Source organism: Prochlorococcus marinus str. MIT 1013, assembly GCF_027359395.1.
Classification (GTDB): Bacteria; Cyanobacteriota; Cyanobacteriia; order PCC-6307; family Cyanobiaceae; genus Prochlorococcus_B; species Prochlorococcus_B marinus_E.
Window position 1 is genome coordinate 128,272 of sequence record NZ_CP114778.1, and the last position, 20,033, is coordinate 148,304.

Annotated in this window: 30 protein-coding genes; 14 read left to right on the top strand and 16 right to left on the bottom strand. The window is 30.3% G+C overall.

Translation table 11 applies throughout. From position 1 onward, the window contains the following. The first annotated feature begins 824 nt into the window (after nucleotides 1-824). From O5633_RS00630 to O5633_RS00640, 3 genes are all read left to right on the top strand, one after another. Entirely contained in the window at nucleotides 825-1,004 is a 180-nt protein-coding gene (locus O5633_RS00630; protein WP_269610073.1) for a hypothetical protein, read from the top strand. Between the two features lie 88 nt (nucleotides 1,005-1,092). Beyond that, a complete protein-coding gene (locus O5633_RS00635) occupies nucleotides 1,093-1,239 on the top strand; it encodes a hypothetical protein (protein ID WP_269610074.1) in 147 nt (48 codons plus the stop codon). A 195-nt stretch (nucleotides 1,240-1,434) separates the two neighbouring features. Continuing rightward, on the top strand, nucleotides 1,435-1,593 hold the full coding sequence (locus O5633_RS00640; protein WP_269610076.1) for a hypothetical protein: 159 nt from the start codon (nucleotides 1,435-1,437) through the stop codon (nucleotides 1,591-1,593). Between the two features lie 147 nt (nucleotides 1,594-1,740). On the opposite strand, the gene O5633_RS00645 is transcribed toward O5633_RS00640, so the two are convergent. The 4 genes from O5633_RS00645 to O5633_RS00660 form a co-directional block, all read right to left on the bottom strand. Further along, on the bottom strand, nucleotides 1,741-1,917 hold the full coding sequence (locus O5633_RS00645; protein WP_269610077.1) for a hypothetical protein: 177 nt from the start codon (nucleotides 1,915-1,917) through the stop codon (nucleotides 1,741-1,743). 722 nt (nucleotides 1,918-2,639) lie between these two features. Next, on the bottom strand, nucleotides 2,640-3,047 hold the full coding sequence (locus tag O5633_RS00650; RefSeq protein ID WP_269610078.1) for a hypothetical protein: 408 nt from the start codon (nucleotides 3,045-3,047) through the stop codon (nucleotides 2,640-2,642). 237 nt (nucleotides 3,048-3,284) lie between these two features. Next, the gene (locus O5633_RS00655) at nucleotides 3,285-3,686 is read right to left on the bottom strand and encodes a DUF1824 family protein (protein WP_269610079.1); all 402 of its coding nucleotides are present in this window, start codon (nucleotides 3,684-3,686) and stop codon (nucleotides 3,285-3,287) included. Nucleotides 3,687-3,938: 252 nt separating this feature from the next. Beyond that, complete coding sequence (locus O5633_RS00660) at nucleotides 3,939-4,130, bottom strand: hypothetical protein (RefSeq protein WP_269610080.1); 192 nt, start codon at nucleotides 4,128-4,130, stop codon at nucleotides 3,939-3,941. A 439-nt stretch (nucleotides 4,131-4,569) separates the two neighbouring features. Here O5633_RS00660 and O5633_RS00665 point away from each other — a divergent pair, with 439 nt between their 5' ends. The 4 genes from O5633_RS00665 (at nucleotide 4,570) to O5633_RS00680 (ending at nucleotide 6,650) form a co-directional block, all read left to right on the top strand. After that, nucleotides 4,570-4,839 (top strand): DUF1651 domain-containing protein, encoded by a 270-nt coding sequence (locus O5633_RS00665; protein WP_269610082.1) that lies wholly within the window; start codon nucleotides 4,570-4,572, stop codon nucleotides 4,837-4,839. A 183-nt stretch (nucleotides 4,840-5,022) separates the two neighbouring features. Then, the gene (locus O5633_RS00670) at nucleotides 5,023-5,220 is read left to right on the top strand and encodes a hypothetical protein (RefSeq protein WP_269610083.1); all 198 of its coding nucleotides are present in this window, start codon (nucleotides 5,023-5,025) and stop codon (nucleotides 5,218-5,220) included. Between the two features lie 59 nt (nucleotides 5,221-5,279). Next, entirely contained in the window at nucleotides 5,280-5,750 is a 471-nt protein-coding gene (locus O5633_RS00675) for a nucleoside 2-deoxyribosyltransferase (protein WP_269610084.1), read from the top strand. A gap of 54 nt (nucleotides 5,751-5,804) precedes the next feature. Beyond that, nucleotides 5,805-6,650: a hypothetical protein gene (locus O5633_RS00680; RefSeq protein ID WP_269610085.1), complete on the top strand. Its 846-nt coding sequence runs from the start codon at nucleotides 5,805-5,807 to the stop codon at nucleotides 6,648-6,650. 694 nt (nucleotides 6,651-7,344) lie between these two features. On the opposite strand, the gene O5633_RS00685 is transcribed toward O5633_RS00680, so the two are convergent. Next, nucleotides 7,345-7,494: a hypothetical protein gene (locus O5633_RS00685; protein WP_269610086.1), complete on the bottom strand. Its 150-nt coding sequence runs from the start codon at nucleotides 7,492-7,494 to the stop codon at nucleotides 7,345-7,347. Nucleotides 7,495-7,641: 147 nt separating this feature from the next. Here O5633_RS00685 and O5633_RS00690 point away from each other — a divergent pair, with 147 nt between their 5' ends. Beyond that, complete coding sequence (locus tag O5633_RS00690; protein WP_269610087.1) at nucleotides 7,642-7,977, top strand: hypothetical protein; 336 nt, start codon at nucleotides 7,642-7,644, stop codon at nucleotides 7,975-7,977. Between the two features lie 43 nt (nucleotides 7,978-8,020). Here the strand turns inward: O5633_RS00690 and O5633_RS00695 are convergent, their stop codons facing one another. From O5633_RS00695 to O5633_RS00710, 4 genes are all read right to left on the bottom strand, one after another. Further along, nucleotides 8,021-8,287, bottom strand: coding sequence for a hypothetical protein (locus O5633_RS00695; protein ID WP_269610088.1), 267 nt, complete (start codon nucleotides 8,285-8,287; stop codon nucleotides 8,021-8,023). Between the two features lie 151 nt (nucleotides 8,288-8,438). Continuing rightward, nucleotides 8,439-8,837 carry a hypothetical protein gene (locus tag O5633_RS00700; RefSeq protein WP_269610089.1) on the bottom strand — a complete coding sequence of 133 codons (399 nt, stop codon included), beginning with the start codon at nucleotides 8,835-8,837 and terminating at the stop codon, nucleotides 8,439-8,441. 85 nt (nucleotides 8,838-8,922) lie between these two features. Next, entirely contained in the window at nucleotides 8,923-9,099 is a 177-nt protein-coding gene (locus O5633_RS00705) for a hypothetical protein (protein ID WP_269610090.1), read from the bottom strand. A 165-nt stretch (nucleotides 9,100-9,264) separates the two neighbouring features. Next, nucleotides 9,265-9,480: a hypothetical protein gene (locus O5633_RS00710; protein WP_269610091.1), complete on the bottom strand. Its 216-nt coding sequence runs from the start codon at nucleotides 9,478-9,480 to the stop codon at nucleotides 9,265-9,267. Nucleotides 9,481-9,711: 231 nt separating this feature from the next. On the opposite strand from O5633_RS00710, the gene O5633_RS00715 reads away from it, so the two are divergent. Next, a complete protein-coding gene (locus tag O5633_RS00715; RefSeq protein WP_269610092.1) occupies nucleotides 9,712-10,944 on the top strand; it encodes an NAD(P)/FAD-dependent oxidoreductase in 1,233 nt (410 codons plus the stop codon). 456 nt (nucleotides 10,945-11,400) lie between these two features. Beyond that, nucleotides 11,401-11,958, top strand: coding sequence for a DoxX family protein (locus O5633_RS00720; protein ID WP_269610093.1), 558 nt, complete (start codon nucleotides 11,401-11,403; stop codon nucleotides 11,956-11,958). Nucleotides 11,959-11,969: 11 nt separating this feature from the next. Here the strand turns inward: O5633_RS00720 and O5633_RS00725 are convergent, their stop codons facing one another. Then, nucleotides 11,970-12,266, bottom strand: a complete 297-nt coding sequence (locus tag O5633_RS00725; protein ID WP_269610094.1) for a hypothetical protein — start codon at nucleotides 12,264-12,266, stop codon at nucleotides 11,970-11,972. 288 nt (nucleotides 12,267-12,554) lie between these two features. Here O5633_RS00725 and O5633_RS00730 point away from each other — a divergent pair, with 288 nt between their 5' ends. Both O5633_RS00730 and O5633_RS00735 read left to right on the top strand, forming a co-directional pair. After that, a complete protein-coding gene (locus O5633_RS00730; protein ID WP_011293667.1) occupies nucleotides 12,555-12,758 on the top strand; it encodes a hypothetical protein in 204 nt (67 codons plus the stop codon). 145 nt (nucleotides 12,759-12,903) lie between these two features. Next, nucleotides 12,904-13,113, top strand: a complete 210-nt coding sequence (locus O5633_RS00735) for a hypothetical protein (RefSeq protein WP_269610095.1) — start codon at nucleotides 12,904-12,906, stop codon at nucleotides 13,111-13,113. Nucleotides 13,114-13,137: 24 nt separating this feature from the next. Here O5633_RS00735 and O5633_RS00740 read toward each other — a convergent pair whose 3' ends face one another. From O5633_RS00740 to mnmH, 3 genes are read right to left on the bottom strand one after another with little or no spacing between them, the layout of a single operon-like run. After that, a complete protein-coding gene (locus tag O5633_RS00740; RefSeq protein WP_269610096.1) occupies nucleotides 13,138-14,214 on the bottom strand; it encodes an AI-2E family transporter in 1,077 nt (358 codons plus the stop codon). A 9-nt stretch (nucleotides 14,215-14,223) separates the two neighbouring features. After that, nucleotides 14,224-14,583 carry a photosystem II reaction center protein Psb28 gene (gene psb28 / locus O5633_RS00745; protein WP_269610097.1) on the bottom strand — a complete coding sequence of 120 codons (360 nt, stop codon included), beginning with the start codon at nucleotides 14,581-14,583 and terminating at the stop codon, nucleotides 14,224-14,226. Between the two features lie 23 nt (nucleotides 14,584-14,606). After that, complete coding sequence (gene mnmH / locus O5633_RS00750; protein ID WP_269610098.1) at nucleotides 14,607-15,659, bottom strand: tRNA 2-selenouridine(34) synthase MnmH; 1,053 nt, start codon at nucleotides 15,657-15,659, stop codon at nucleotides 14,607-14,609. Between the two features lie 39 nt (nucleotides 15,660-15,698). Here mnmH and O5633_RS00755 point away from each other — a divergent pair, with 39 nt between their 5' ends. Together O5633_RS00755 and O5633_RS00760 are read left to right on the top strand one after the other, a co-directional pair. Continuing rightward, nucleotides 15,699-16,415, top strand: coding sequence for a GUN4 domain-containing protein (locus O5633_RS00755; protein ID WP_269610099.1), 717 nt, complete (start codon nucleotides 15,699-15,701; stop codon nucleotides 16,413-16,415). A 126-nt stretch (nucleotides 16,416-16,541) separates the two neighbouring features. Then, a complete protein-coding gene (locus O5633_RS00760) occupies nucleotides 16,542-16,934 on the top strand; it encodes an ATP-binding protein (protein WP_269610100.1) in 393 nt (130 codons plus the stop codon). A 4-nt stretch (nucleotides 16,935-16,938) separates the two neighbouring features. Here the strand turns inward: O5633_RS00760 and O5633_RS00765 are convergent, their stop codons facing one another. From O5633_RS00765 to glnA, 3 genes are all read right to left on the bottom strand, one after another. Beyond that, entirely contained in the window at nucleotides 16,939-17,199 is a 261-nt protein-coding gene (locus tag O5633_RS00765; protein WP_269610101.1) for a DUF6439 family protein, read from the bottom strand. A 47-nt stretch (nucleotides 17,200-17,246) separates the two neighbouring features. Next, entirely contained in the window at nucleotides 17,247-18,308 is a 1,062-nt protein-coding gene (locus O5633_RS00770) for a class I SAM-dependent methyltransferase (protein ID WP_269610102.1), read from the bottom strand. 137 nt (nucleotides 18,309-18,445) lie between these two features. Further along, on the bottom strand, nucleotides 18,446-19,867 hold the full coding sequence (gene glnA, locus O5633_RS00775) for a type I glutamate--ammonia ligase (RefSeq protein ID WP_269610104.1): 1,422 nt from the start codon (nucleotides 19,865-19,867) through the stop codon (nucleotides 18,446-18,448). Nucleotides 19,868-20,033: the final 166 nt, after the last annotated feature.

Genomic DNA, 20,033 nt, shown 5'->3' on the forward strand with positions numbered 1-20,033 from the left:
ATTGCTCCATTGCTAATGCTTTTTATATTGAAAGGAGAGAAAAAATCAAAGATTACAAAAAACTGGACTAGATCGACGAACTAGAATTAAGATAAGTAAAATTAAAATATTTTTTCAAATTATTTCTAGAAATATTTACCAATAAAACTTCGTTTTTTATAATAGTTTCATTTTTAATTACTATTTATTAGTAGTTATTTATGCAACCTTAAAATAAACTTTTAGGTATTTCTCACTTTTAAGATGGTTTATTTTCATAAGAGCACGTCATACAATAAAAATGAATTTGACCAAAAAATTAAACTTGAAGGAATGATTGTTCGGTAATTACACACGATATTCGTTTGTTTTCGCTATATTGTTACTTATTAACTTAAGAATTTAGATTTTTTTAAGTTTTAACAACTAATTTAACAATACCCTCAAATGCAAAAAAACAAAACACAGCAATTTTCAAAATTTTTTTTAAAAGATACAAAATCTAAACCACAAGAAAATCATAGCGAAAAAACTGATCTTAAATGAATTATCCCTTTCATTGTTCGATTAAATTCTCTATCAATACTTATACTCATATTTTTATATCTTTCTTAAGGTTCACATAGTTGAAAACTTATTATTTCTAGATTTAATTTTTCTTATTAGATGATTTAAATGCATGTCAATTTTCTCTTGATAATTTGAGGCGGTAAAAATTAGCCTCAAAAAGTAGTAATTATTTAATGTAATTAATACCTATACAATATTCAAAAGTAAAAATAATATTAAAAATATCTTTTCTGATTAAAACCATGCTAAACGTAGCATAGTTTTATTGGAGGGACATGAACAAACCCATTCAACGAAAAACTACATTAAAGTGGAGTTCCGATGGGGAGCTATCTTCAATTGATATGGCTAGGATTCTTGAACTCCTATCACATAAGGAATTAACACAATGTGTGTTAGCTTGTGATGCAAATAAAAAATCTTCAGAGATACTATTTCATTTAAAAGATCGATAATAAGTGCATTTACCTAAAAAAGTTTTGTTAATTCATCAAGAAATATAGAGTGTTTAATAGTATGTTTAGTTACTAATAAATTAAAAATATGAAAACAGCACAAGATAGATATTTTGAATGTTTAGAAGTTTGTATAGAGGATGAGCAGGGAAAGTCCTGTCGCCAGGTATGTGCACCTATATTAAACGATGATCCCTCTGATCATCCTACAGTGCCAATAATGAGTAATAAGTAATATTTAATTTTAAAATTGAGAATCTTCTTTCAATAATGATATAGATTAATATTATTTTTATTTTGTAGGATAAAATTTAATAATACATTTTTTAATTTTCAAACCAATCATTTAATATGTTAATAGTCACTTTTTTGATTGGGACTCCTAATCAAGTTTAAAATTAGTTAAGATTAAATCAAATATTTATGAATCATGGATACCCCTATCAATCATATTAATTTATTCAATGCTATCCTCGCTCTATACGTAATAGGCTATCAACTTTCGATTTGCTTGGACTGGAGTTGGATCCCAATGAATAAAGAGGATTATCAACTTCCATATCAAGACAAGTGGAGCAAAGTTAGTTAGGAAATATTTAATTAATAAGCATTTCTATTAGTAAATACACAAAAGCCTTGATTCTGTAGTTAATTGAAATTATCTAAATTTATTGGTTAAATATTTTATAATTTTGATTATATTACATTTCTGAAGAGTTACATACTCTTTCAAATCTCATATGTTCTGAACTACATGAAACAAACCAAATGAATATCCGCCAATAAGTATCCATCCAAGAATTGCTGAAATTATCGTAGATCTTCTGTTGTGCCTTCTAATTGCATTCTCTATCATTTCATTTACATCATCTCTATTAATTAGATTTGTTGATTTTGGATTGGTAGAAGTCATTTGTTTTATGTAAATTTGATGCTTTGAGACTCTGTTACTAAATCTCTTGTTGAACAAATTCCTTTCGAATTGAATTTGTTTGAAAAAGCAGTGGGAGCCATGTTTATTAGGTGTCGTTGATCAAAACTAATAATCGATGGCAGAGAGGAGGATAAGTCTTGTATGTAAATATTTGTTAAGACTATAATGGATTTTTCCTGAAGTTGTGTAGGTAAAATCACTTTAATTTGTTTTTGTCAGCTTCTTGAGTCTCTACTTTTAGATTTTGAACGTTCCAATAATTTCTTTTGTTTCGCACAAAGAGTCTTAATTGTTTTTGTTTTTTGAAGGCTGTTATAAATTAGATTAGATATTTAATTTTATTTTCTTCTGTATTTTATTCTCTTTTGTTTAATATCTTCGTTCCTAACTAGTTTTTCTATCTACAAACTGGACTGGCTAATCTAATCTCCTTTTGTATCAGCTTAAAAAATGTATTAATATAAGTAGAACTATATATATTAAAAGTCTTTAATAGAAATATCACAAGTTCTAAAAGATATAAGTTATTAAACAATTTCTCAACATATAAGAGATTAAATTAGATCCAATAAGATCTAGGATAAATAGAAATGGTATTATTTATATAAAAAAAGAAATGTAAAAATCAATTATTCATCTCTTAAATCACCTTTTTTTATTTGTTTTCGTTATTATCTTTTTCATTCTTTTCTAAGAGTTTTCTAGTTAGAAAAGAATATGAAGCTTGATGTCTTTCCTTCCATTCTTTGTGTTCTTGTATCTGTTTTTTTCAACTTTTCAAGACTTTCTTTCTCTTCTGGGTAAAACCTCTCTAAGTATTCAGGGCTTAAATTTATATTACCTTCAAATTCATAAACCATCTCCTCGAATGACTCGCATATTCCTAGTATATCTGCCATGAAATCCTCAAATTCATCAATATTTATTTCTTGAAGGACTTTTCTTAATTTACTTTGACTGGATTCTTCTGGTTCCCATTCTTTTTTTAATACATGAAGCAGATTGAGTTGGCCAATCCTATCTAGATGATCCCACTTGGAGGCATCATCGGCTGAGTAAAAATACGAGCCATCCCCTGATTGATAGAATTTGGCTCTTTCTTTATCCATTGATATTCAAAGGGAAATGTATTAAATCATCTTTATCAGGCTTACTGTGGTAAAACATTCGATTAACTCTATTTATCAAAAAAATTGAATTTTAGTAAGGTATCAACACTTTGTTATGTTTTGTCAGTATTAGGATAGCATTTGTTTTGACAACTTTCTATTTTTTTGATTATTTTTAGATTTAATATTTATTTTCTGGAAATATTTATATTACATTCAGAAGTATAAATTATATTTTTAATCAAAGAAATCTAATGGAAAAGGACCAATAGTTTTCGAAGTCAATGAATTATCATAATTTTGACAACTGATTAATATCCCTTCACCTAAACCGTATTCAATTCTAGCGTGTATTTCTCCAGTTTTTTGATTCGCTTTTAAGAATATTGGACCATCGGAGCTCGGGGTTGTACAACATTTCATCTTATTGTATTCAAACTTTTTTTCTATTCTTCTAATCGCTTTGATTCCTTTTATTAATGAAGGGGCCATAACTCCTATAGTCAACCAATCTGAATTATTAATAATATTTGTAAGTTCATATAAAAGCAATTTTGACTGTTCTTTACTTAGTTTAGGAGCAGATCTAAACTTATCAAGATCTTTCAATTTAGATATATCATTAACGTTTATTGACATATAAATAAAAATTTTATATATATTATCAGGATGAGCAATTCTTTTTGTGGTTATTAAAAAAAAATATTTTTAATTAATATTTTAGATAAGCATTATTATTTGATCTCTAACTATCTTAGAATTTAGTAAAAAAGAATTTATATTATTTATTTCGTTAATAGGCAATTTGCTAATCTAAAAGCCAAGTATTTTAGTGATTATATTAAGAATTTGCTTTTGTTAGCTCTAATCTGAATTTCATTGTGTTGCTGTCTAATTAAGATTATTCGATTCTTTTATCCTCCTGGATTCATGTAGTTGCTCCAATTCGTTGTAAACGTCTCGTAATACTTTCATAATGTGATCTGAATTCTCGATTGCTCCAAGCGAATTCATTGCTTTTATAAGGCTTTCTTTTGCTTCTATCAAACCTCTACATTGAGTACTACCAGCTTCAGAAGACATCTTTGTTTGGCAATTGGTATAAAATTATTATATCTATTCTTCATAATTGATTAATTTTCTCTCAACTTTTTTAAATAATTATTATTGCTGCAGGAAAACAAAAATTGATTCTTAACTTTTTCTTTCATAGGAATTATTTATAGTTTTTTTCATTTTACTATTTTACTTCTCTAATAATTACTGTATTTATTCATATCTATTCTAGAGATAATTACTTCCTTAAATTCAAAAGTGATCTAAAAATATCTTCTAGTTGAATTAAAATATAATTTTTTTAAATATAAATATTCTTAAGAATTTTCCTATCTTAAATTATTTATTCCGTATAAGGCCTTCCATTTTCGTTCATTAACATAATTTCTTTAACTTCACTTTAGATTTTTAGACTTGACGAAGCACCGTTTTTTAATTAAAAACAAAACTAACACTTTGTTTTTTGATGACAAACGTAGAAAACTTAGATAGCCCTATTGGTTGGCTTATTGATCCTCATAATAAATGGGTTATTCATTTTGACATTAAAAAGGAATCTACTAACCATGCTAAGACAGATTTTAATATTGATACGTGGGGAGTCGTTCCAAACGGTAAACCTATGGTCTTTAAAAGTAGAAGAAAGGTCACAAAAAAAGATTCACTTAAGATCTGGACTCAATTGATTTCAACCAATTGGGTTGAATTTGATATTGAAAAGTTTAAGGCTGCGTGAAATGTACTTTTATTTTAAAATGAAGTTTTTAAAGTAATGTTATTGATTTTACATTTCGAATTTTACTAGTTATTATCAAATTGAGTATTTAAGATTTACAAATTGATTAATACTATCCAAAAATTTTTCAAGTTATTACTTATATTTTCTGCAGTAATAACGGGATGGACCTCAATTATTTTGTTGTCTAATACAACTTTTAATTTAGAGATTAAGGAACTTATAACTAAAATGTATTTAAATCAAAAACAATTTATTTTAAATGTTAAGGATTTATCACTTTTATTATTAAAAGATGCTAATCACCGTTTCTCTGAAAATAGTCAAAGTATGACTCAATTAAAGAATGTAAAAAATCAGATTAATAAAATTCAACCTTAAAGTTTGTTTATCATTTATAGTTTCGTTTATTAATTTGAATTATCTGGAGATTAAAAAAATTGTCAAATAAAACGCTTTATCTTGCTTCTCCATATGGCTTCTCTGAGCATTCTCGATTGAAACTTTTACCTGAATTTATTACTGAACTTGAGAGCTTAGGAGCGAGGGTTTTGGAACCGTTTGAACGGAATGGCAATATCGACCCATCTATTTCTGGCTGGGCTAGTAAAGTCGCTTGTTCAAACTTAAGAGACTTGAGACAATCGGATGGTTTATTTGCAATAGTTAATGGAGCCCCTCCTGATGAAGGCGTGATGATTGAACTTGGTGTGGCTATTGCTTTAGGTAAGCCTACTTTTTTATTTAGAGATGATTTTCGTAAATGCACTGATTCTGATGAATATCCCCTTAACCTAATGATTTTCTTGGGGATACCTTCTAATTCATGGAATGATTACTACTATCGATCTCTAAATGAGATTGGTAGCAAAAAGAAAGCTATTTATAAATGGTTATGTAATTCAATTTAATTCTAATACTTACGTCTTTATTTAGATGAAATTTATCTTCTTTTTTATATTTAAATGAAGAATACTTTATTTGATTTGAATGATATAAGGTTAGAAATATCTTTTAAATCATTTGATGAACTTCGCTTGATTTTAGCTTTTTATCAGCGACATCATCTTTATAAAATTAATTTACCTTGTAAAAACAGCATAAAAAAAGATTTTCTATTAAATGCGATAAAAATTTCAAGAGAAGAGTTCTCAGATATAGAGATTATTCCACATTTTAGTATTCTCCATGAATTCAAAAAAAATAGGTGTAATACTCAGAATTCTTTTATTGAATATCTTAAGCTAGTAAAATATCTAGGCTGCAAGGAAGTTCTTCTTGTTTCAGGTTCTCAAAGAAGATTAACATTAGATTCCGTTTCATCTTTATCTTTGCTCAAAGATAATCCTTTATTTAAAAATGATGATATTTCGATTGGCGTAGCATTTAATCCTTATCTGCCCAGCGTATTATTTGATGAAGAGATTTTAAGATTAGAAAAGAAACTTCAATCAGGTATAGTAAGTTCTATCTGGATTCAATTTGGTACAGATTATAAACTTTTCGAGGATAGAATTCAAATACTTAAAAGTATAATAGTATCGACAATAAAAAATAATTATAAAATATCAAACATCAATTTATATGGTAGTATTTTAATTCCCTCTAGGCAGTTTTTAGCTAGATTTAAATTTAGACCATGGAAAGGTGTTTATTGTTCTGATGAATTTTTAGAATCAGTAGAAAATGCTAATAACTTGGTTAAAAAATTATTAAAAACATATAAGGAATATAAAGTTTTCCCAATAATTGAAACTAATACTTCTACTAATGATTATTTAAATTCATTAAAAATAATTTTAAGAGAATAAACTTGACTAACTAAACTTTTAGGTGCTGTAAAAAGGTAAAATTTTGATTTTAAATATAATGTAAATAACTCTATTTATGTTTCAATGTGATTTAAATTTTCTTTGGTTAAGCTAATGTTTAAGTAAGGTTTGCTTATTGAAATTTTAATAGAAATTTTTTGTTCATAAACACCTCACAAAACTGAACTAAAGGTTTAAAAGGATTCATTTCCATTTTATTAAGTGTTGAAAATTTGGAATGGTTCTAGGTTGGGAGTGAATTTACTAACTGATAGCTTAGATAGCTAAAATTAAATCACTTGCTGCTGCAACAGAGATCGGATTCAAATATTTAATATCGTAAAGCTTCTGTTGACTTCTGTAAATCTTTTTTTCCTGCCTTAGCTGAGGTTGTTTTAGTAGCCTGGGTTTAATGCCCTGAATTATATATGCTGCTTAGTAATAGCAATAGCTTTTTAACTTTTACATGATTATTTACTCAAGCAACTTTTTTGGGCCCTTTCCTTTTGATAAGCCTTAAGGCCCTACCGTTTGTGACACTTGGTGTCGCACCTTTTCTTATTTTTTGCCTCGATGGGATTTACTTTGTTTTTTGATCTTTCGCAGTCCATTGAAATTTCCATTAATTTACAAGATATATTTTTTTAATTTAAATGTTTTCATCAAGGAAAAAAACTTCTCCAAAAAGTGTTCCTCAATCAAATTCTTTTGCTGCTGAAACCTTTCTGCTAAGGAGAGGGTCTGAGGGTTCAAGGTATAAGTACGCTGCACTGATGATGTTTATTGCTGGCTTTGCTCTGCTGACTTTAGGGACTTGGGTTCTTAATGATTTTAACTTTCTCACTTTCACAAATTAATAGTTTGTTAACTTCAGTTATCAATAATTTTTTAAAAGATTTTTAACCTTAATTTATTAGTAAATTCTGTCTTTTATATTTTTTTACTGGAAGATTTCTCTTTATACTTAAAGTTAGAAAATATCTTATTTTAAATGCCAAACTCCTGGGACAAGTATTTCTCTATATATTCTGATTGGGACGAAGCTCACAGTTTCAACGTCAGATTGGAATTAAAATACGAGGAGGAATTAAAAAATCTAGGCTATATTGAATTTGTCAACTCTGAGGATGCTTTTTTATTAGATAATAGTATTTCTAATAAAACACACCCTAAAAGTAAAACATATACAAAAAATAAAAATGAAATTATATTGTCTTTTGACGTACCTTACGATTGGTCGATTGATACAGACTGGGAAGATAAAGCTCTTATCCTTCTTGGAATATCTGATGAGTGGGTAATAGACTCGTCTGTTGAGGACAAATAATAAAATCTTAGTCTTAAATTTTGGTTTGAAGTATATTTATTTTTTAGGAGTAAAAAATAAGTGCAAGCCCTTTTTGCGTTAAATAAAATTCTTTTTCTTCTCGGCTTAAATCCATTGATAATTCTTCTCCTTCTTTGATTGCTTGCTCATAGGGAGGCTTTGACGGAGAAATTCCTTTATAAATTGCTGCAATGCCTAATGGTGTTGCGTTCCATGCAAAATTAGCTGTTTCTCCAATAATAGGCTGATTTAGGGCTTCTTCAAGAAGATTAGATGAGTTTGATTTTGGACGACTTGTTGTTGATGTCATGTTTATATTTAAAATTTTCTTATAAAAATTTTTGAGTGATCCTTAAAAGAACTAAACACTTTCTAGTACATTGATTTGTTTAATGCGTGATTTTTGTTGATCTCTGCATTCTTTTGAAAAAGTGTCTATATAAGTTGTTTTTTAGACATTCTTATAATTTTTCCTTTATTGTCTTTTGAAAGAGCATGAATTGTTTAAAATGTTCAAATAATTCCTCGTTATTTATTTCTCTGGACTCAGATAAATTATGTTCAGTTTTATCCTTGTGATTTTTTCTAATGTAGACTATACCTTCATCAGATATTAATTCATCAATCTCATTATAAGTTAAAGTTGAATTGTCAATATTATTTTTTTTTCTTTGAAGGCTTTTTCTAATTAATATATTTGTATTGTTGGGATCGATTTCCCCTCTGCCTATTAATGCTTCTTGAACCAATATTCCTACCACTTTTGATTGGCTTAGTTTCTCTTTATTTGCAATTTTGGTTATCTTCTCTTGAGCATCAACTGAAGGAAGATAGCCAATCCTTTTTCTTATGGAAGGCATACATACCTATTTTGATTAAAATTTAATTTACTTTACTTTTTGATTTAATTCAAAATATTTTATTTATTTCTTGACCTTAGTTTCTCTAAAAAATCCATTCAGCTAAAATTATTTGAGCTTTCTCCAATTCGTTATTGGCTTTCAGCTCATTTATTTTTTTTAGAGCTGAGTATGCCATTTCTCCTTTTTCCCAAAAACAAATGTGATTTATAGGATTTAGAAGATTCGATTCACCATTAGAGTTAGTAAGGTTTTTAGGCATTAGGTTATTAAAAGGAGGTATTACTTAATTTGAATTAAGTTTTTTATATTCAATTCCAGAATAGACTATGAACTTGCTCTTCTAAAAAAACTAAGTTAAATAAAATTTACTTAGGTTTAGTATTTATATAAGTCGGTTTTTAATATTTAACCTTGTTAAAGACTTTTAATGTTTTTTGTCTTCAGGGAATTCTGGTTTATCTTTCTTTTTTCTTCTGCCGTCTGATAGCTCTAGTAAAGTTGAGAGTTGTTCATATACTGATCTGAGTGATGATAATTCTGGTAGTAAACCATCGTTTCTGAGATCTTCATCCATATATCTAAGCTCTTGCCTTACGTAGGAGAGAATAGATTTAGCTTCATCTCTTTTTGGCCCAGCCATATTTTATTTTTATTTTTTAGAAAGATACAACAAAAAAGTACTGAATTAAGATTTCAACTGGGTATCAAGACAATGTGTTTTCACGTAAAATTTTTTTTAGTTTATATCAAATTAAATCTCATCATTCAATGATTCATTTGAATTTATCTTTAACTCAATAAATAAAAGTAATAAATAAATAAATTATATACTATTTCACTAAAGTACAAAATATTATAAGTTTATTATTTGATGATTTCAGATCTAGTCATTATTGGTGGAGGTGCTTCAGGTTTTATGGGAGCAATCACAGCCGTTGGAAGTGGACTTAGATCTGTTGTGATACTTGAAAGCACATCTAAAGTATTAGAAAAAGTTAGAATTAGTGGTGGTGGTAGATGTAATTTAACCAACTCTTGTTGTGAAATCTCTAATTTAGTAAATAATTATCCTAGAGGCGAAAAGCAACTAATAAGCTTGTTTAATAGATTTTCTACTACCGAAGCTTTTGATTGGTTTCAAAAGAAAGGTGTTAATCTTAAAATAGAGAAAGATGGACGAGTCTTTCCTTGTTCAGATTCTTCTGATGAAGTAATAAAATGTTTGACATCTGTTGCGAAAAAATCTGGTGTAAAGGTATTCACTAATTCTCATGTAAAGCATGTAAGTTTAACAAAAGAAGGTTTTGATGTTTTAGTTAAAGGGAATATTCACTTAGAAGCAAAAAATATTTTGATTTGTACTGGTGGCCATCCAAGTGGAAGGCGATTAGCAAAAAGTCTTGGGCACTCAATCATTCAACCTGTACCATCTCTTTTTTCTTTTACGACTTATGAAAACTCTTTGAAATCATGCTCTGGTATAACTTTAGATGTGCAAATTAAACTTACTGTTGACAAGAAAAAATATTCTGAAACGGGATCTATTTTGATAACTCATAGAGGTTTTAGTGGCCCTGCTATATTACGTTTATCTGCTTTTAGTGCTAGAAATTTGCACGCTAATAAATACATTGGTGAATTGATAATAAATTGGCTTTGCATGAGTGAGAAAGAAGTTCGCTCGGAAATTGATTTATATAAATTGGAGAATGGTAAGAAGTTTTTATTAAATAATAAACCTTTTAATCAGTTACCTCGAAGTTTATGGAATGCACTTCTCAAAAGTGAAAAAATTGATAGTAAATTAAAATGGGCTGATTTATCTAAAAAAGACAAGGAGTCTTTAGTAAAATGTTTAATAATGAAAAGTTATTCAATAAAAAATCGTGGTCCTTTTGGTGAAGAATTCGTATCCGCTGGTGGAATATCACTTAAGGAGATTAATTTTAAAACTATGGAAAGTAAGATTTGTAAGGGTTTATTTTTCGCAGGTGAGGTAATAGATATTGATGGTATTACGGGTGGTTTTAATTTTCAGCACTGCTGGACTAGTGGTTGGGTTGCAGGGAATGCAGTGGTTTTGAAAAATAATAACTCTAATTGATTTGTCAAAATTTCTGATAGTTAAAATAGTAGAAAAAATATGGATAAATTGAATTAAAGATCTTATCCAAGTGATGCAATTAATGCTGGTATAGCAACTATTATTAGACCCACAGCAGCGGTTGCAGCAAGTAAAGAAGTACTCACGCTTTAATAAAAATTAGGTATATTTTTACATATAGTTTTCAATAGTATTGTGGATTTTTATACTATTTGTCGTTATGAATCATATTTTCTTTGAATTGGTTACAAATTATCCGATCAATTAATATATAATTCTTTTTTTCTAGCCCACTCCAGCCCTCAATTTATATAAAAACCTTCTTGAACAGTTCTCGTGCCAAACCTGGACAAACTCTTAAGATAGGTATTAATACTTATCTTAAGAGTTTGTCCTTTGTTTTCCACGCTTTATGCTCTGGCATATCTAAAGTTCATTCAAATAACGGTAAATTAATTGCTCAACTCGATCTTCTATAAAACAATATTTAAAGATTTAGCTTTCCTGGTTTTGAGAGTATTTACGGGAGCCCTTTTAATTCATCATGGTTTTGAAAAGCTGAATGATATTAATAACTTTGCTGATGCTTTTGTTCGCCCATTGCATCTGCCTTTCCCGGTCACTCTCTCATACGTAGCTGCTGGTTCTGAAATTGGTGGTAGTTGGTTATTGATTCTTGGTCTTGGTACGAGATTAGGGGCGTCTGCAATACTTGGAACCATGAGCGTTGCTATTTATCATGCAATTGCTACTTCTGGTTTTAATATATATTTATTAGAGCTTTTAGCTCTTTACTTTGCTTCTGCATTTTCAATAATTTTGTTAGGTCCAGGTATGTTTTCTGCAGATTATTTAATTAAACATATTATCAATTCTAATTATGATTTCCTTATTTCCATTGTTAACCGACAATCTCTATCTAATACTAACTCCTCCTCTAAAAGTAAACTTTCAAAACCTAACACGCAAAAGAAATCATTTGACTTCCCTTTTACTAGCTTTTTATCTTCATAAGCAATCATTAATCACTTCTGGCTAATTTCTTTTTTTTTCATTGACAAGTAGAACCACATCCAAGTTGGTAAAGTAATAAAAAAACCTATTAAAATAATATAACTTTTTGTTGTGTCCCAAGCTGCATCATCACATTTAGATTTGATTTGATTAGTGTCACTTAGTTTACTGCTAAGATTCCTGCAAATATTTAGTCCATGAATACTAAGGGTTCCATATGTTATCGCTGTTGGAACGGTAGCAAGAAATATTGCGAGTATTAAATTTCCTAGCCTCAGGTTGAGGTCTTTTCTTTTTTGTTGATCCATATATATATTTTTATCCAAATCTAAGATATGGCACACTATATTTCTTATTTTTTTACAAACCAGCAAGCTTGTTTGGGATTGGCTCTTAAAGTGTTTGCTCTTCAATTTTTTAACTCAAAATCTCGCTACTATATTTTTGAAATTATTAGATTTATATAATTTATTAAATTAACTAGCTTGAAAGTGTGGTGACAACTTGTTGGTTTATAAATTTTTTAAATCTGAAGATGCTTAATATACTTATCTTAGGTTAAAGTTAATGCTTAGCAGCAATTAATTTATTTTATAATGTCAACCAGTAAGAGAGAGGAAGTAAGTTCGCATTTGCGTTATATCAGACAAGAACTTCGAGACTTGGATCAGATGCTTGGCCAATATGGCTTATTGCCCGAGTTGTCTGAATTGAAAGAGGTCTATAATTCTTTAGATGCTCTACATCAATTACTTTCTGGTAAAGTTAAAAAGAAACCTAAGCCCGAGTTTGATGATTGATATCGTTAATTAATATCTGAACAGAATTTAAAAACCAATAGACGAATAAATTTATTTTTAATATTTTGTATAGATCAATATTTTTGGGACTTGCGAAGAAAAAAAAACTAATAACAATATATATATAAGCCAATTAATTGAACAAATGGTTGAAGAAACTTGGAAAACTCAGTATAAGCAATGGAAAAAGTTAAAACCTTATCAAATTAAATTGATTGATGATGGCCCTAAAAGTCAATCTCAGGCTTGGCTCTTAAACTCAATGTGGTGTGAATGGGTAGAGTTGAAAAAGAAAAATGTCTCAGAAATCTCTACCAATGACATTCTTTGTTGGTCTGATCCTTGGTCAACCTAATGCCTGTCCCCTGCTGATTGTTATTTATGTTTTACTAGAAAAGTATTGTTTTTCTAATATGTCATGAACAATTATTTCTTTAACGAATACTTGAATTACTACAGCCATTGGAATGGCTAACAATAAACCAAGTGGTCCAAAAAGAATAGTGAATATAAATTGAGCAGTAATTGTTAATCCTGGAAGTAATTTAACTTGTTTGTGCATTATTGAAGGAGTTATTACGTAGCTTTCAATATTTTGAATTACTATATATAAACCTAGTACAGCAAGTGATTTCCATGGAGTATCAAGCAATGCAACAGAAAGAGGAAAAATAGTACTTATTGTTGGACCTACATTTGGTATGACATTTAAAATACCTGCGATTAAAGCATTAGCAATTACTAATTTTATTCCTAATAAATATAGTCCTATAGAGGCAAGTATTGCTACACATATAGAGCTAAGTACAACTCCAGCCATCCAACTACTAAGAGCATCACCGCATTTTAATAAAATGCTTCTTGCTCGCCTTCTATAAAAAGATGGGACTAATAGTATTGCAACTTCTCTGTATGAATTTGGCTGTAAAGTTATCATTAAACCAACAGAAATTATAAAAAATAATTGAATAATACCAATCCCAACATTACTTGCTAAGCTGATCAATTTTGTAATACTATCTGTTACCCCATTTGCTAGAGTAGAACCATCTGGGAATATACTAAGCTTATTTGTCAATATTGTTCTATCGGCTAAGTTGGGAATATTATCTTTATATATAATCTCTGCAAAATTAAAAAAAGTATTTACTGAGAGGTCCCATAGCTTGCTTGCTGCTGAGGGTATTTGATTAATTAGCTCTTGAAACTCACTGGTAAATTGTGGTATTATTATTACTATTGATAAACTTGAAATTAGTATAATTGTTATTATAGTGATTCCTAATGAAATCCACCTGGGGATATGAAAAAAATCTCGGATTTTACCGGTTATAGTGCAAATAGCCATTGCTATAATTATTGATGCGAAAAAAAGTATAATTATTTCTTTTAAACCCCATAAGATCAATATAGAAATAATTAAAGCTGTAATTGATAGCAAGCTTGTTGGTTTCAAATAAATTATTTAATTGTTATTCAGAGAGTTTGCATACCTTGTAGCAAAACGCATAAATCTCTCAAATTCTTTTTCTGAATTCCAATTATAAGTAGATTTTACGTCCTTAATATAATTTTCTGAAATAGACAAATCAATTTTTCTTGTTGATATTTCTCCTTCTTGGTCAATTAGATACATTTTTTGGATTGATTTGAAATTCTCTAGTGTTATTGTTTTAGGCTTATAAAATGTATATTCTACATAACCTTTTTTGCTATCTACATTTCTAAATAAACGTATTTCAGGTTGATCTATTTCTGTTTCCCCTTTGATAAATTGAATTGAAACTTTCTCATTGATTTTCGTCATTTCTCCTTTAGCTTCCATTAATAGATCTATCCTTGTAAGAACTATAAAGGATTGAGCTTCTCATTTAAGATTTTAATTAATGATAATTCTAGGGTTAGACCACTGATATTAATTGAATTTATATTTTTTGTTTTATTTAGTTCGTAGTCATAGCATTTATCGTAATAATCCAACATCGCTTCACAAGCTTTAGACCATTCTTTTCTTTCAATCGAATTCAAGGCATCTTTTGTTCTTTGTGGCCCTAATCTTTTGCTTATTCTATTTACAGCATCTTTTAATTCATTTTGAGAATTTTGACTGTATATATTGACTAAATTTTTCACACGCTCATTCTTCGTTTTAATTATTTCTATGATCGGAGCTTTTTGCATTTTTGTATACAAACTATTTGGTATGCGACATTTTCCTAGATTAGAACTTTCGGCTTCTATCCATATCTCATTAGCGTTATTTTTATGAAACTCATTAAGTGATTCTGCTAGTATATTTTCAAATTGTTGAGTAGTGGGTTGATTCTCCATACCTAATGAACCAAAACTGCTTCCTCTATGATTAGCAATTCCTTCTAAATCAATTACAAATATATCTTCTCTATTTATGTGATTTAGTAGGTCTGTTTTTCTTGTACCTGTTTTACCTCCGATAAGTCTTAAAGGTAGATCAGCCTCGAATTGATTTAAAACCCATTTCCGATAGCTTTTATATCCACCTTTTAATAAAAAAGTATTAATTCCAATTGTCCTTACAAGCCATGCAAAAGCACTAGATCTCATGCCTCCCCTCCAGCAATAGATTCTCAATGATTTATTTCCTTTCGCTTTAGCCATAGTCGTTTCTAAGATTATTTCCAAGAGTTTTTTGGTGTTAGGAAGGGTAACTTTTAAACCATTGAATATTGCTTTTATGCGACTTTCTTTTTTATAGCTTTTACCTATAATCTCTCTTTCAGAATCAGAAAATAAAGGGATATTAATTGCGCCTGGCCAATGACCTTGGCAAAATTCGCTAGGACTTCTTACATCAACAATTTGACAAGTTAAATTCCGAAAATCCGTTACGGGAAAGGCTAAATTGGTAGGTTTCTCTGACATAGTGTTAGTGATCAGGTCATTTTAGGCCGGCAGTAGATCATGACTGTAGAAAAACCACATCCAAACAAAGAAAGCATAAAGGAGTATTTGGAGTCTTTTAATATGGCTTCAGAAAGGAAGCGTATTGGTTCGTTAACTGGTTTAGAAGAACGCGTTGATGATCTACTGAGTCTGGGCTCTTCTTTAATGTCAGGATTTGATCCTGGCATTTATGACTGGCCTTCTGGTTTTATTTTGCAACTCATTCATAAAAATGATGATAGTTTCATAAAAAATAATCTCAATTGTGATGATCTCTGTTGGTTTAAGGCCCCATCTGAGGTTGGGTTTGATTATTCACCTCTTCAGCGATATTTATTAAATGAAAATTATGAGGATGCTGACCGTTTTACTAGCGCAAAACTTAGAGAGCTTGCGGGCGCAAAGGCAGTAAAGAGAGGGTATGTTTATTTTTCCGAAGTTGAAAAAATACCTTCTATTGATTTGTCAACTTTGGATAATCTATGGATCGTCTATTCCAGAGGGAAATTCGGCTTCACAGTTCAAGCAAAAATATTAGATTCAGTAGGGGGAAGATATGACAAACTTTGGCCTCGAATCGGTTGGAAAAAAGATGGAATATGGACTAGATATCCAAAAGCTTTTAATTGGTCAATTGAAGCACCAAATGGTCATATGCCATTGGTTAATCAGCTTAGAGGAGTTCGATTAATGGATGCCTTGCTAAACCATCAAGCATTAACAACTAAAAGCTAACAATTTAATGATTAATGTTTAATTTTTTCTCTAAGTACACTATTTATGACTTAAGTTAAAAATATGTTTTTATATCTATACTAAATTCTTTGATCAAAAGATTAATTTACAAAGAAAGTTTTAATTGTGGAGATTTCTAAAAAATGGGCTGTTTTTATTCATCCCTCTACTTTAAAACTAGGATCATTTGTTGAAACTCTTTTAGAACCTGTGATCTGTAGAGAAACTGCAAAAAAAATAGAATTAGGCTTGCATGAGGCGCTTGTTAACGCTGTAGTGCATGGCAACTTATCCAACCCCAATAAAATTATTCGTGTTAGAAGAATTCTTACTCCAAACTGGTTTGTATGGCAAATTCAGGATGAGGGGATAGGCATAGTTAAAAATAAAAGATTAACCTCTTTGCCTCTTGAAATTGATGCTAATAGTGGAAGAGGAATATATCTGATTCACAAGTGTTTTGATGATGTTAGATGGAGCAGAAAAGGCAATAGACTCCAGCTATCAATAAAGAAATAAGTCTTTAATGACTTTTGCAGCCTGTATCTTTTATTTCTTCTCTTATCCATAATATTGCTTGCTTAAGAAGGTCTTCTATTTCTGCTTCATCTCCATCATTAATTAATTGTGAGATCGCGGAAATAATTAATTCAGCGCTTCTTCTTTGTTTGTTCCCCCTAAATTCATGCCAGTTGTAATTATTCAGACTTATTTCATTGTGAAGCTCTTGTGTAAGTAAAATTGCTTTTTCAGACCAAATTTTTTTATGTTTTTTTATTATCATTTTTGAGTTGTGGAAATTTATTTTTCGACATTTTTTTTATGTCATAATTAAATTGGCTTGTTTGCTTTCCATACTTTAGTCATAAAGTGAGATTCAGATGTTATGGCGGAAAATCCACTTTCTTTTAATCTTAAATTTATATCGTCAATTATATAGTCTCTATAATATGGCTCATGAAAAATTTTGTGAAAGTTTTCCATTATTGGAGTGAATTTTGGAGAATCTTCTATTTGAATGGAGTCCGCAAGGACAAGTGTTCCACCAGGTTCTAGCAATCTAAAGCATTCATTCAATACATTTTGTCTTGCCTCTCTAGGTAGTTCGTGAAATAGAAAAACACAAGTTAATGCCTGAAAACTTTCTGATAAATAGGGCATGTTTTCTGCATTCCCTTTTGTCAGTTGAACAAGATCACCACTTCTGGAACTTAGATATTTACTTGCCTGCTTTAAGTATGAACCTGACAAATCAATACCATAAAGTTCAACTTGTGGTAATGCACTTTGTATTTGTTGGAGAGTTCTTCCAGTACCTGTAGCGACATCTAAAACTTTTACTTTCTTTGAGTCTTCCGTTAAATATTTTTTTAGACCTGTCTTCAAAGGAGATAAAATTCTTCTTCTCATGGAGTCGGCTGTTCCATTGAAAAGAATCTCAACTTGTAAGTCATAAATTTCAGCAGAATGCTCACTTAGGTAACCATCTGTTTGATGATGAAAATTCTGCAAATAATAATCAGGATATTCTTGCTCATTTACATTTCTTGGGATTTCTCTTGTTTTATTTTTGGTTTTCCTCTGCCAAATTTGAGGCATATCTAGCCAAACCAAAGGATATTTCTTTGCCCATTCGAACCATGGAGCTTCGAATAGTTGTGATTTAGGATAAATTCCTGCCTCTGCTTCTTTCCAATCAACACTCTCTAGATTTTCCATTGATCTTCTAACTTCTTTTACTAGATCTTGATTGATTGGAAATTTCCCTGGAGCTGCTTCAGGCGCAAACACTTCCATTAACTTTGTACTTAACTCTTTATGAGCTATCCCAGCAAGTGTTTTTCCTTGTTGAAGCGTGTGATATGCAATTTTTCTAAGGCTGGGCGCTGCCATGAACCGTTTATTAATTTCTTTATTATCTAACAGATTTGATTGATTAGTGACGACTTAACTAAAAAAAAATTAAGGTCTATGCATATTTCTACATAGACCTTAATTATGTATTCTAAAAACTTATAAAAGAATTTAAATTAGGCGTCATAGTACATCGTGAATTCATGAGGATGAGGTCTTTGTCTTAGCTGTTGAACTTCTTCGTATTTAAGTTCTATCCAGTTATTGATGAAATCTTCGGTAAATACGCCTCCTTCCGTTAAATATTTATTGTCACTGTTTAATGCTTCTAATGCATCGTTCAATGAAGAGGGAACAGTGTCTATTTTTGATAATTCCTCAGAAGGGAGCTCAAAAAGGTCAACGTCAACTCCATCTCCAGGATCAATTTGATTTTTGATTCCATCGATACCTGCCATCATCATTGCGGAAAAAGCAATATATGGATTGGCTAATGCATCACCCGATCTGAATTCAAGCCTTTTTGCTTTTGGACTAGGTCCAGTCAAAGGAATTCTTACAGCAGCTGATCTATTACCCTGTGAATAAACTAAATTAACTGGTGCCTCGAAACCTGGTACTAATCTTTTGTAGCTGTTTGTAGTTGGATTAGTAAAAGCAAGGAATGATGGTGCATGTTTTAGTATTCCACCTATATACCATTTAGCCGTTTGAGATAAATTGGCATAGGTACCTTCGCCATAGAATAAAGGTTGACCGCCTTTCCATAAACTTTGATGAACATGCATTCCTGTTCCATTGTCATTGAAAACTGGCTTGGGCATGAAAGTGGCAGTCTTTCCATATTTCTTTGCTACGTTCCTGACGATGTATTTGTAGATCATTACATTGTCGGCTGCGTTGATTAGGGGAGCAAATTTCATCCCTAATTCGTGTTGGCCAGCTCCTGCTACTTCATGATGGTGCTTTTCAATGGGGATACCCAATTCACCCATAAGTAGTAGCATCTCAGACCTCATGTCTTGAGCTGTGTCGTTAGGTGAAACTGGGAAATACCCTTCTTTTAGTTGAATTTTGTATCCAAGGTTTCCTCCCTCTTCCACTCTCCCCGTATTCCACGGAGCTTCTATTGTATCAACGCTATAAAAACTTCCACCTTCCCCTGAGTTATATCGGACATCATCAAAAATAAAGAATTCTGGTTCAGGACCAAAGAATGCAGCATCTGCAACACTAGTGCTCCCTAAATAATCCAATGCTTTTTGTGCTAAAGCTCTTGGACATCTGGCATATGGTTCTCCACTTCTGGGCTCCTGAATTGAACAAATCAGGCTAAGAGTTTTGTGATGGTAAAAAGGGTCTATCCAGCTCGTTGATGGATCTGGAACCATTGCCATATCTGATTCGTTTATGGCTTTCCAACCTCGAATAGAGGAACCATCAAAAGCAAGCCCTTCTGAAAAAGAGCTTTCTTCAATGAGATCTGAAGCTACAGTTAAATGTTGCCACTTGCCATGTAAGTCCGCGAACTTTAAATCTATTAGTTCAATGCCCTCATCTTTAATTTGACGAAGAACATCTTGAGAGGTCTTGCTCATGATGAATTTGATTCACAATAGATATATCTAATTATGAACGTAATAAGCGATTGAATCACTTTTTGTATTAAGAAGCACTTTTTTTAGACTTTTAACAGAAAACTACGATTATTTTTTGTCTTCTTAGGCAAATCTAGCAAATTCCTATTGCAATCCCTAAAAAAAA

Bases quoted from the DNA above. Each gene is read 5' to 3' on its own strand.
- glnA (WP_269610104.1), bottom strand. From the start codon at position 19,867: ATGAGCAAGACCTCTCAAGATGTTCTTCGTCAAATTAAAGATGAGGGC.
- O5633_RS00695 (WP_269610088.1), bottom strand. From the start codon at position 8,287: ATGACATCAACAACAAGTCGTCCAAAATCAAACTCATCTAATCTTCTT.
- O5633_RS00665 (WP_269610082.1), top strand. From the start codon at position 4,570: ATGACAAACGTAGAAAACTTAGATAGCCCTATTGGTTGGCTTATTGAT.
- O5633_RS00690 (WP_269610087.1), top strand. From the start codon at position 7,642: ATGCCAAACTCCTGGGACAAGTATTTCTCTATATATTCTGATTGGGAC.
- O5633_RS00705 (WP_269610090.1), bottom strand. From the start codon at position 9,099: ATGCCTAAAAACCTTACTAACTCTAATGGTGAATCGAATCTTCTAAAT.
- O5633_RS00755 (WP_269610099.1), top strand. From the start codon at position 15,699: ATGACTGTAGAAAAACCACATCCAAACAAAGAAAGCATAAAGGAGTAT.
- O5633_RS00680 (WP_269610085.1), top strand. From the start codon at position 5,805: ATGAAGAATACTTTATTTGATTTGAATGATATAAGGTTAGAAATATCT.
- O5633_RS00640 (WP_269610076.1), top strand. From the start codon at position 1,435: ATGGATACCCCTATCAATCATATTAATTTATTCAATGCTATCCTCGCT.
- O5633_RS00630 (WP_269610073.1), top strand. From the start codon at position 825: ATGAACAAACCCATTCAACGAAAAACTACATTAAAGTGGAGTTCCGAT.
- O5633_RS00765 (WP_269610101.1), bottom strand. From the start codon at position 17,199: ATGATAATAAAAAAACATAAAAAAATTTGGTCTGAAAAAGCAATTTTA.
- psb28 (WP_269610097.1), bottom strand. From the start codon at position 14,583: ATGGAAGCTAAAGGAGAAATGACGAAAATCAATGAGAAAGTTTCAATT.
- O5633_RS00725 (WP_269610094.1), bottom strand. From the start codon at position 12,266: ATGGATCAACAAAAAAGAAAAGACCTCAACCTGAGGCTAGGAAATTTA.
- O5633_RS00655 (WP_269610079.1), bottom strand. From the start codon at position 3,686: ATGTCAATAAACGTTAATGATATATCTAAATTGAAAGATCTTGATAAG.
- O5633_RS00715 (WP_269610092.1), top strand. From the start codon at position 9,712: ATGATTTCAGATCTAGTCATTATTGGTGGAGGTGCTTCAGGTTTTATG.
- O5633_RS00710 (WP_269610091.1), bottom strand. From the start codon at position 9,480: ATGGCTGGGCCAAAAAGAGATGAAGCTAAATCTATTCTCTCCTACGTA.
- O5633_RS00635 (WP_269610074.1), top strand. From the start codon at position 1,093: ATGAAAACAGCACAAGATAGATATTTTGAATGTTTAGAAGTTTGTATA.
- O5633_RS00645 (WP_269610077.1), bottom strand. From the start codon at position 1,917: ATGACTTCTACCAATCCAAAATCAACAAATCTAATTAATAGAGATGAT.
- O5633_RS00735 (WP_269610095.1), top strand. From the start codon at position 12,904: ATGGTTGAAGAAACTTGGAAAACTCAGTATAAGCAATGGAAAAAGTTA.
- O5633_RS00700 (WP_269610089.1), bottom strand. From the start codon at position 8,837: ATGCCTTCCATAAGAAAAAGGATTGGCTATCTTCCTTCAGTTGATGCT.
- O5633_RS00650 (WP_269610078.1), bottom strand. From the start codon at position 3,047: ATGGATAAAGAAAGAGCCAAATTCTATCAATCAGGGGATGGCTCGTAT.
- O5633_RS00730 (WP_011293667.1), top strand. From the start codon at position 12,555: ATGTCAACCAGTAAGAGAGAGGAAGTAAGTTCGCATTTGCGTTATATC.
- O5633_RS00770 (WP_269610102.1), bottom strand. From the start codon at position 18,308: ATGGCAGCGCCCAGCCTTAGAAAAATTGCATATCACACGCTTCAACAA.
- O5633_RS00660 (WP_269610080.1), bottom strand. From the start codon at position 4,130: ATGTCTTCTGAAGCTGGTAGTACTCAATGTAGAGGTTTGATAGAAGCA.
- mnmH (WP_269610098.1), bottom strand. From the start codon at position 15,659: ATGTCAGAGAAACCTACCAATTTAGCCTTTCCCGTAACGGATTTTCGG.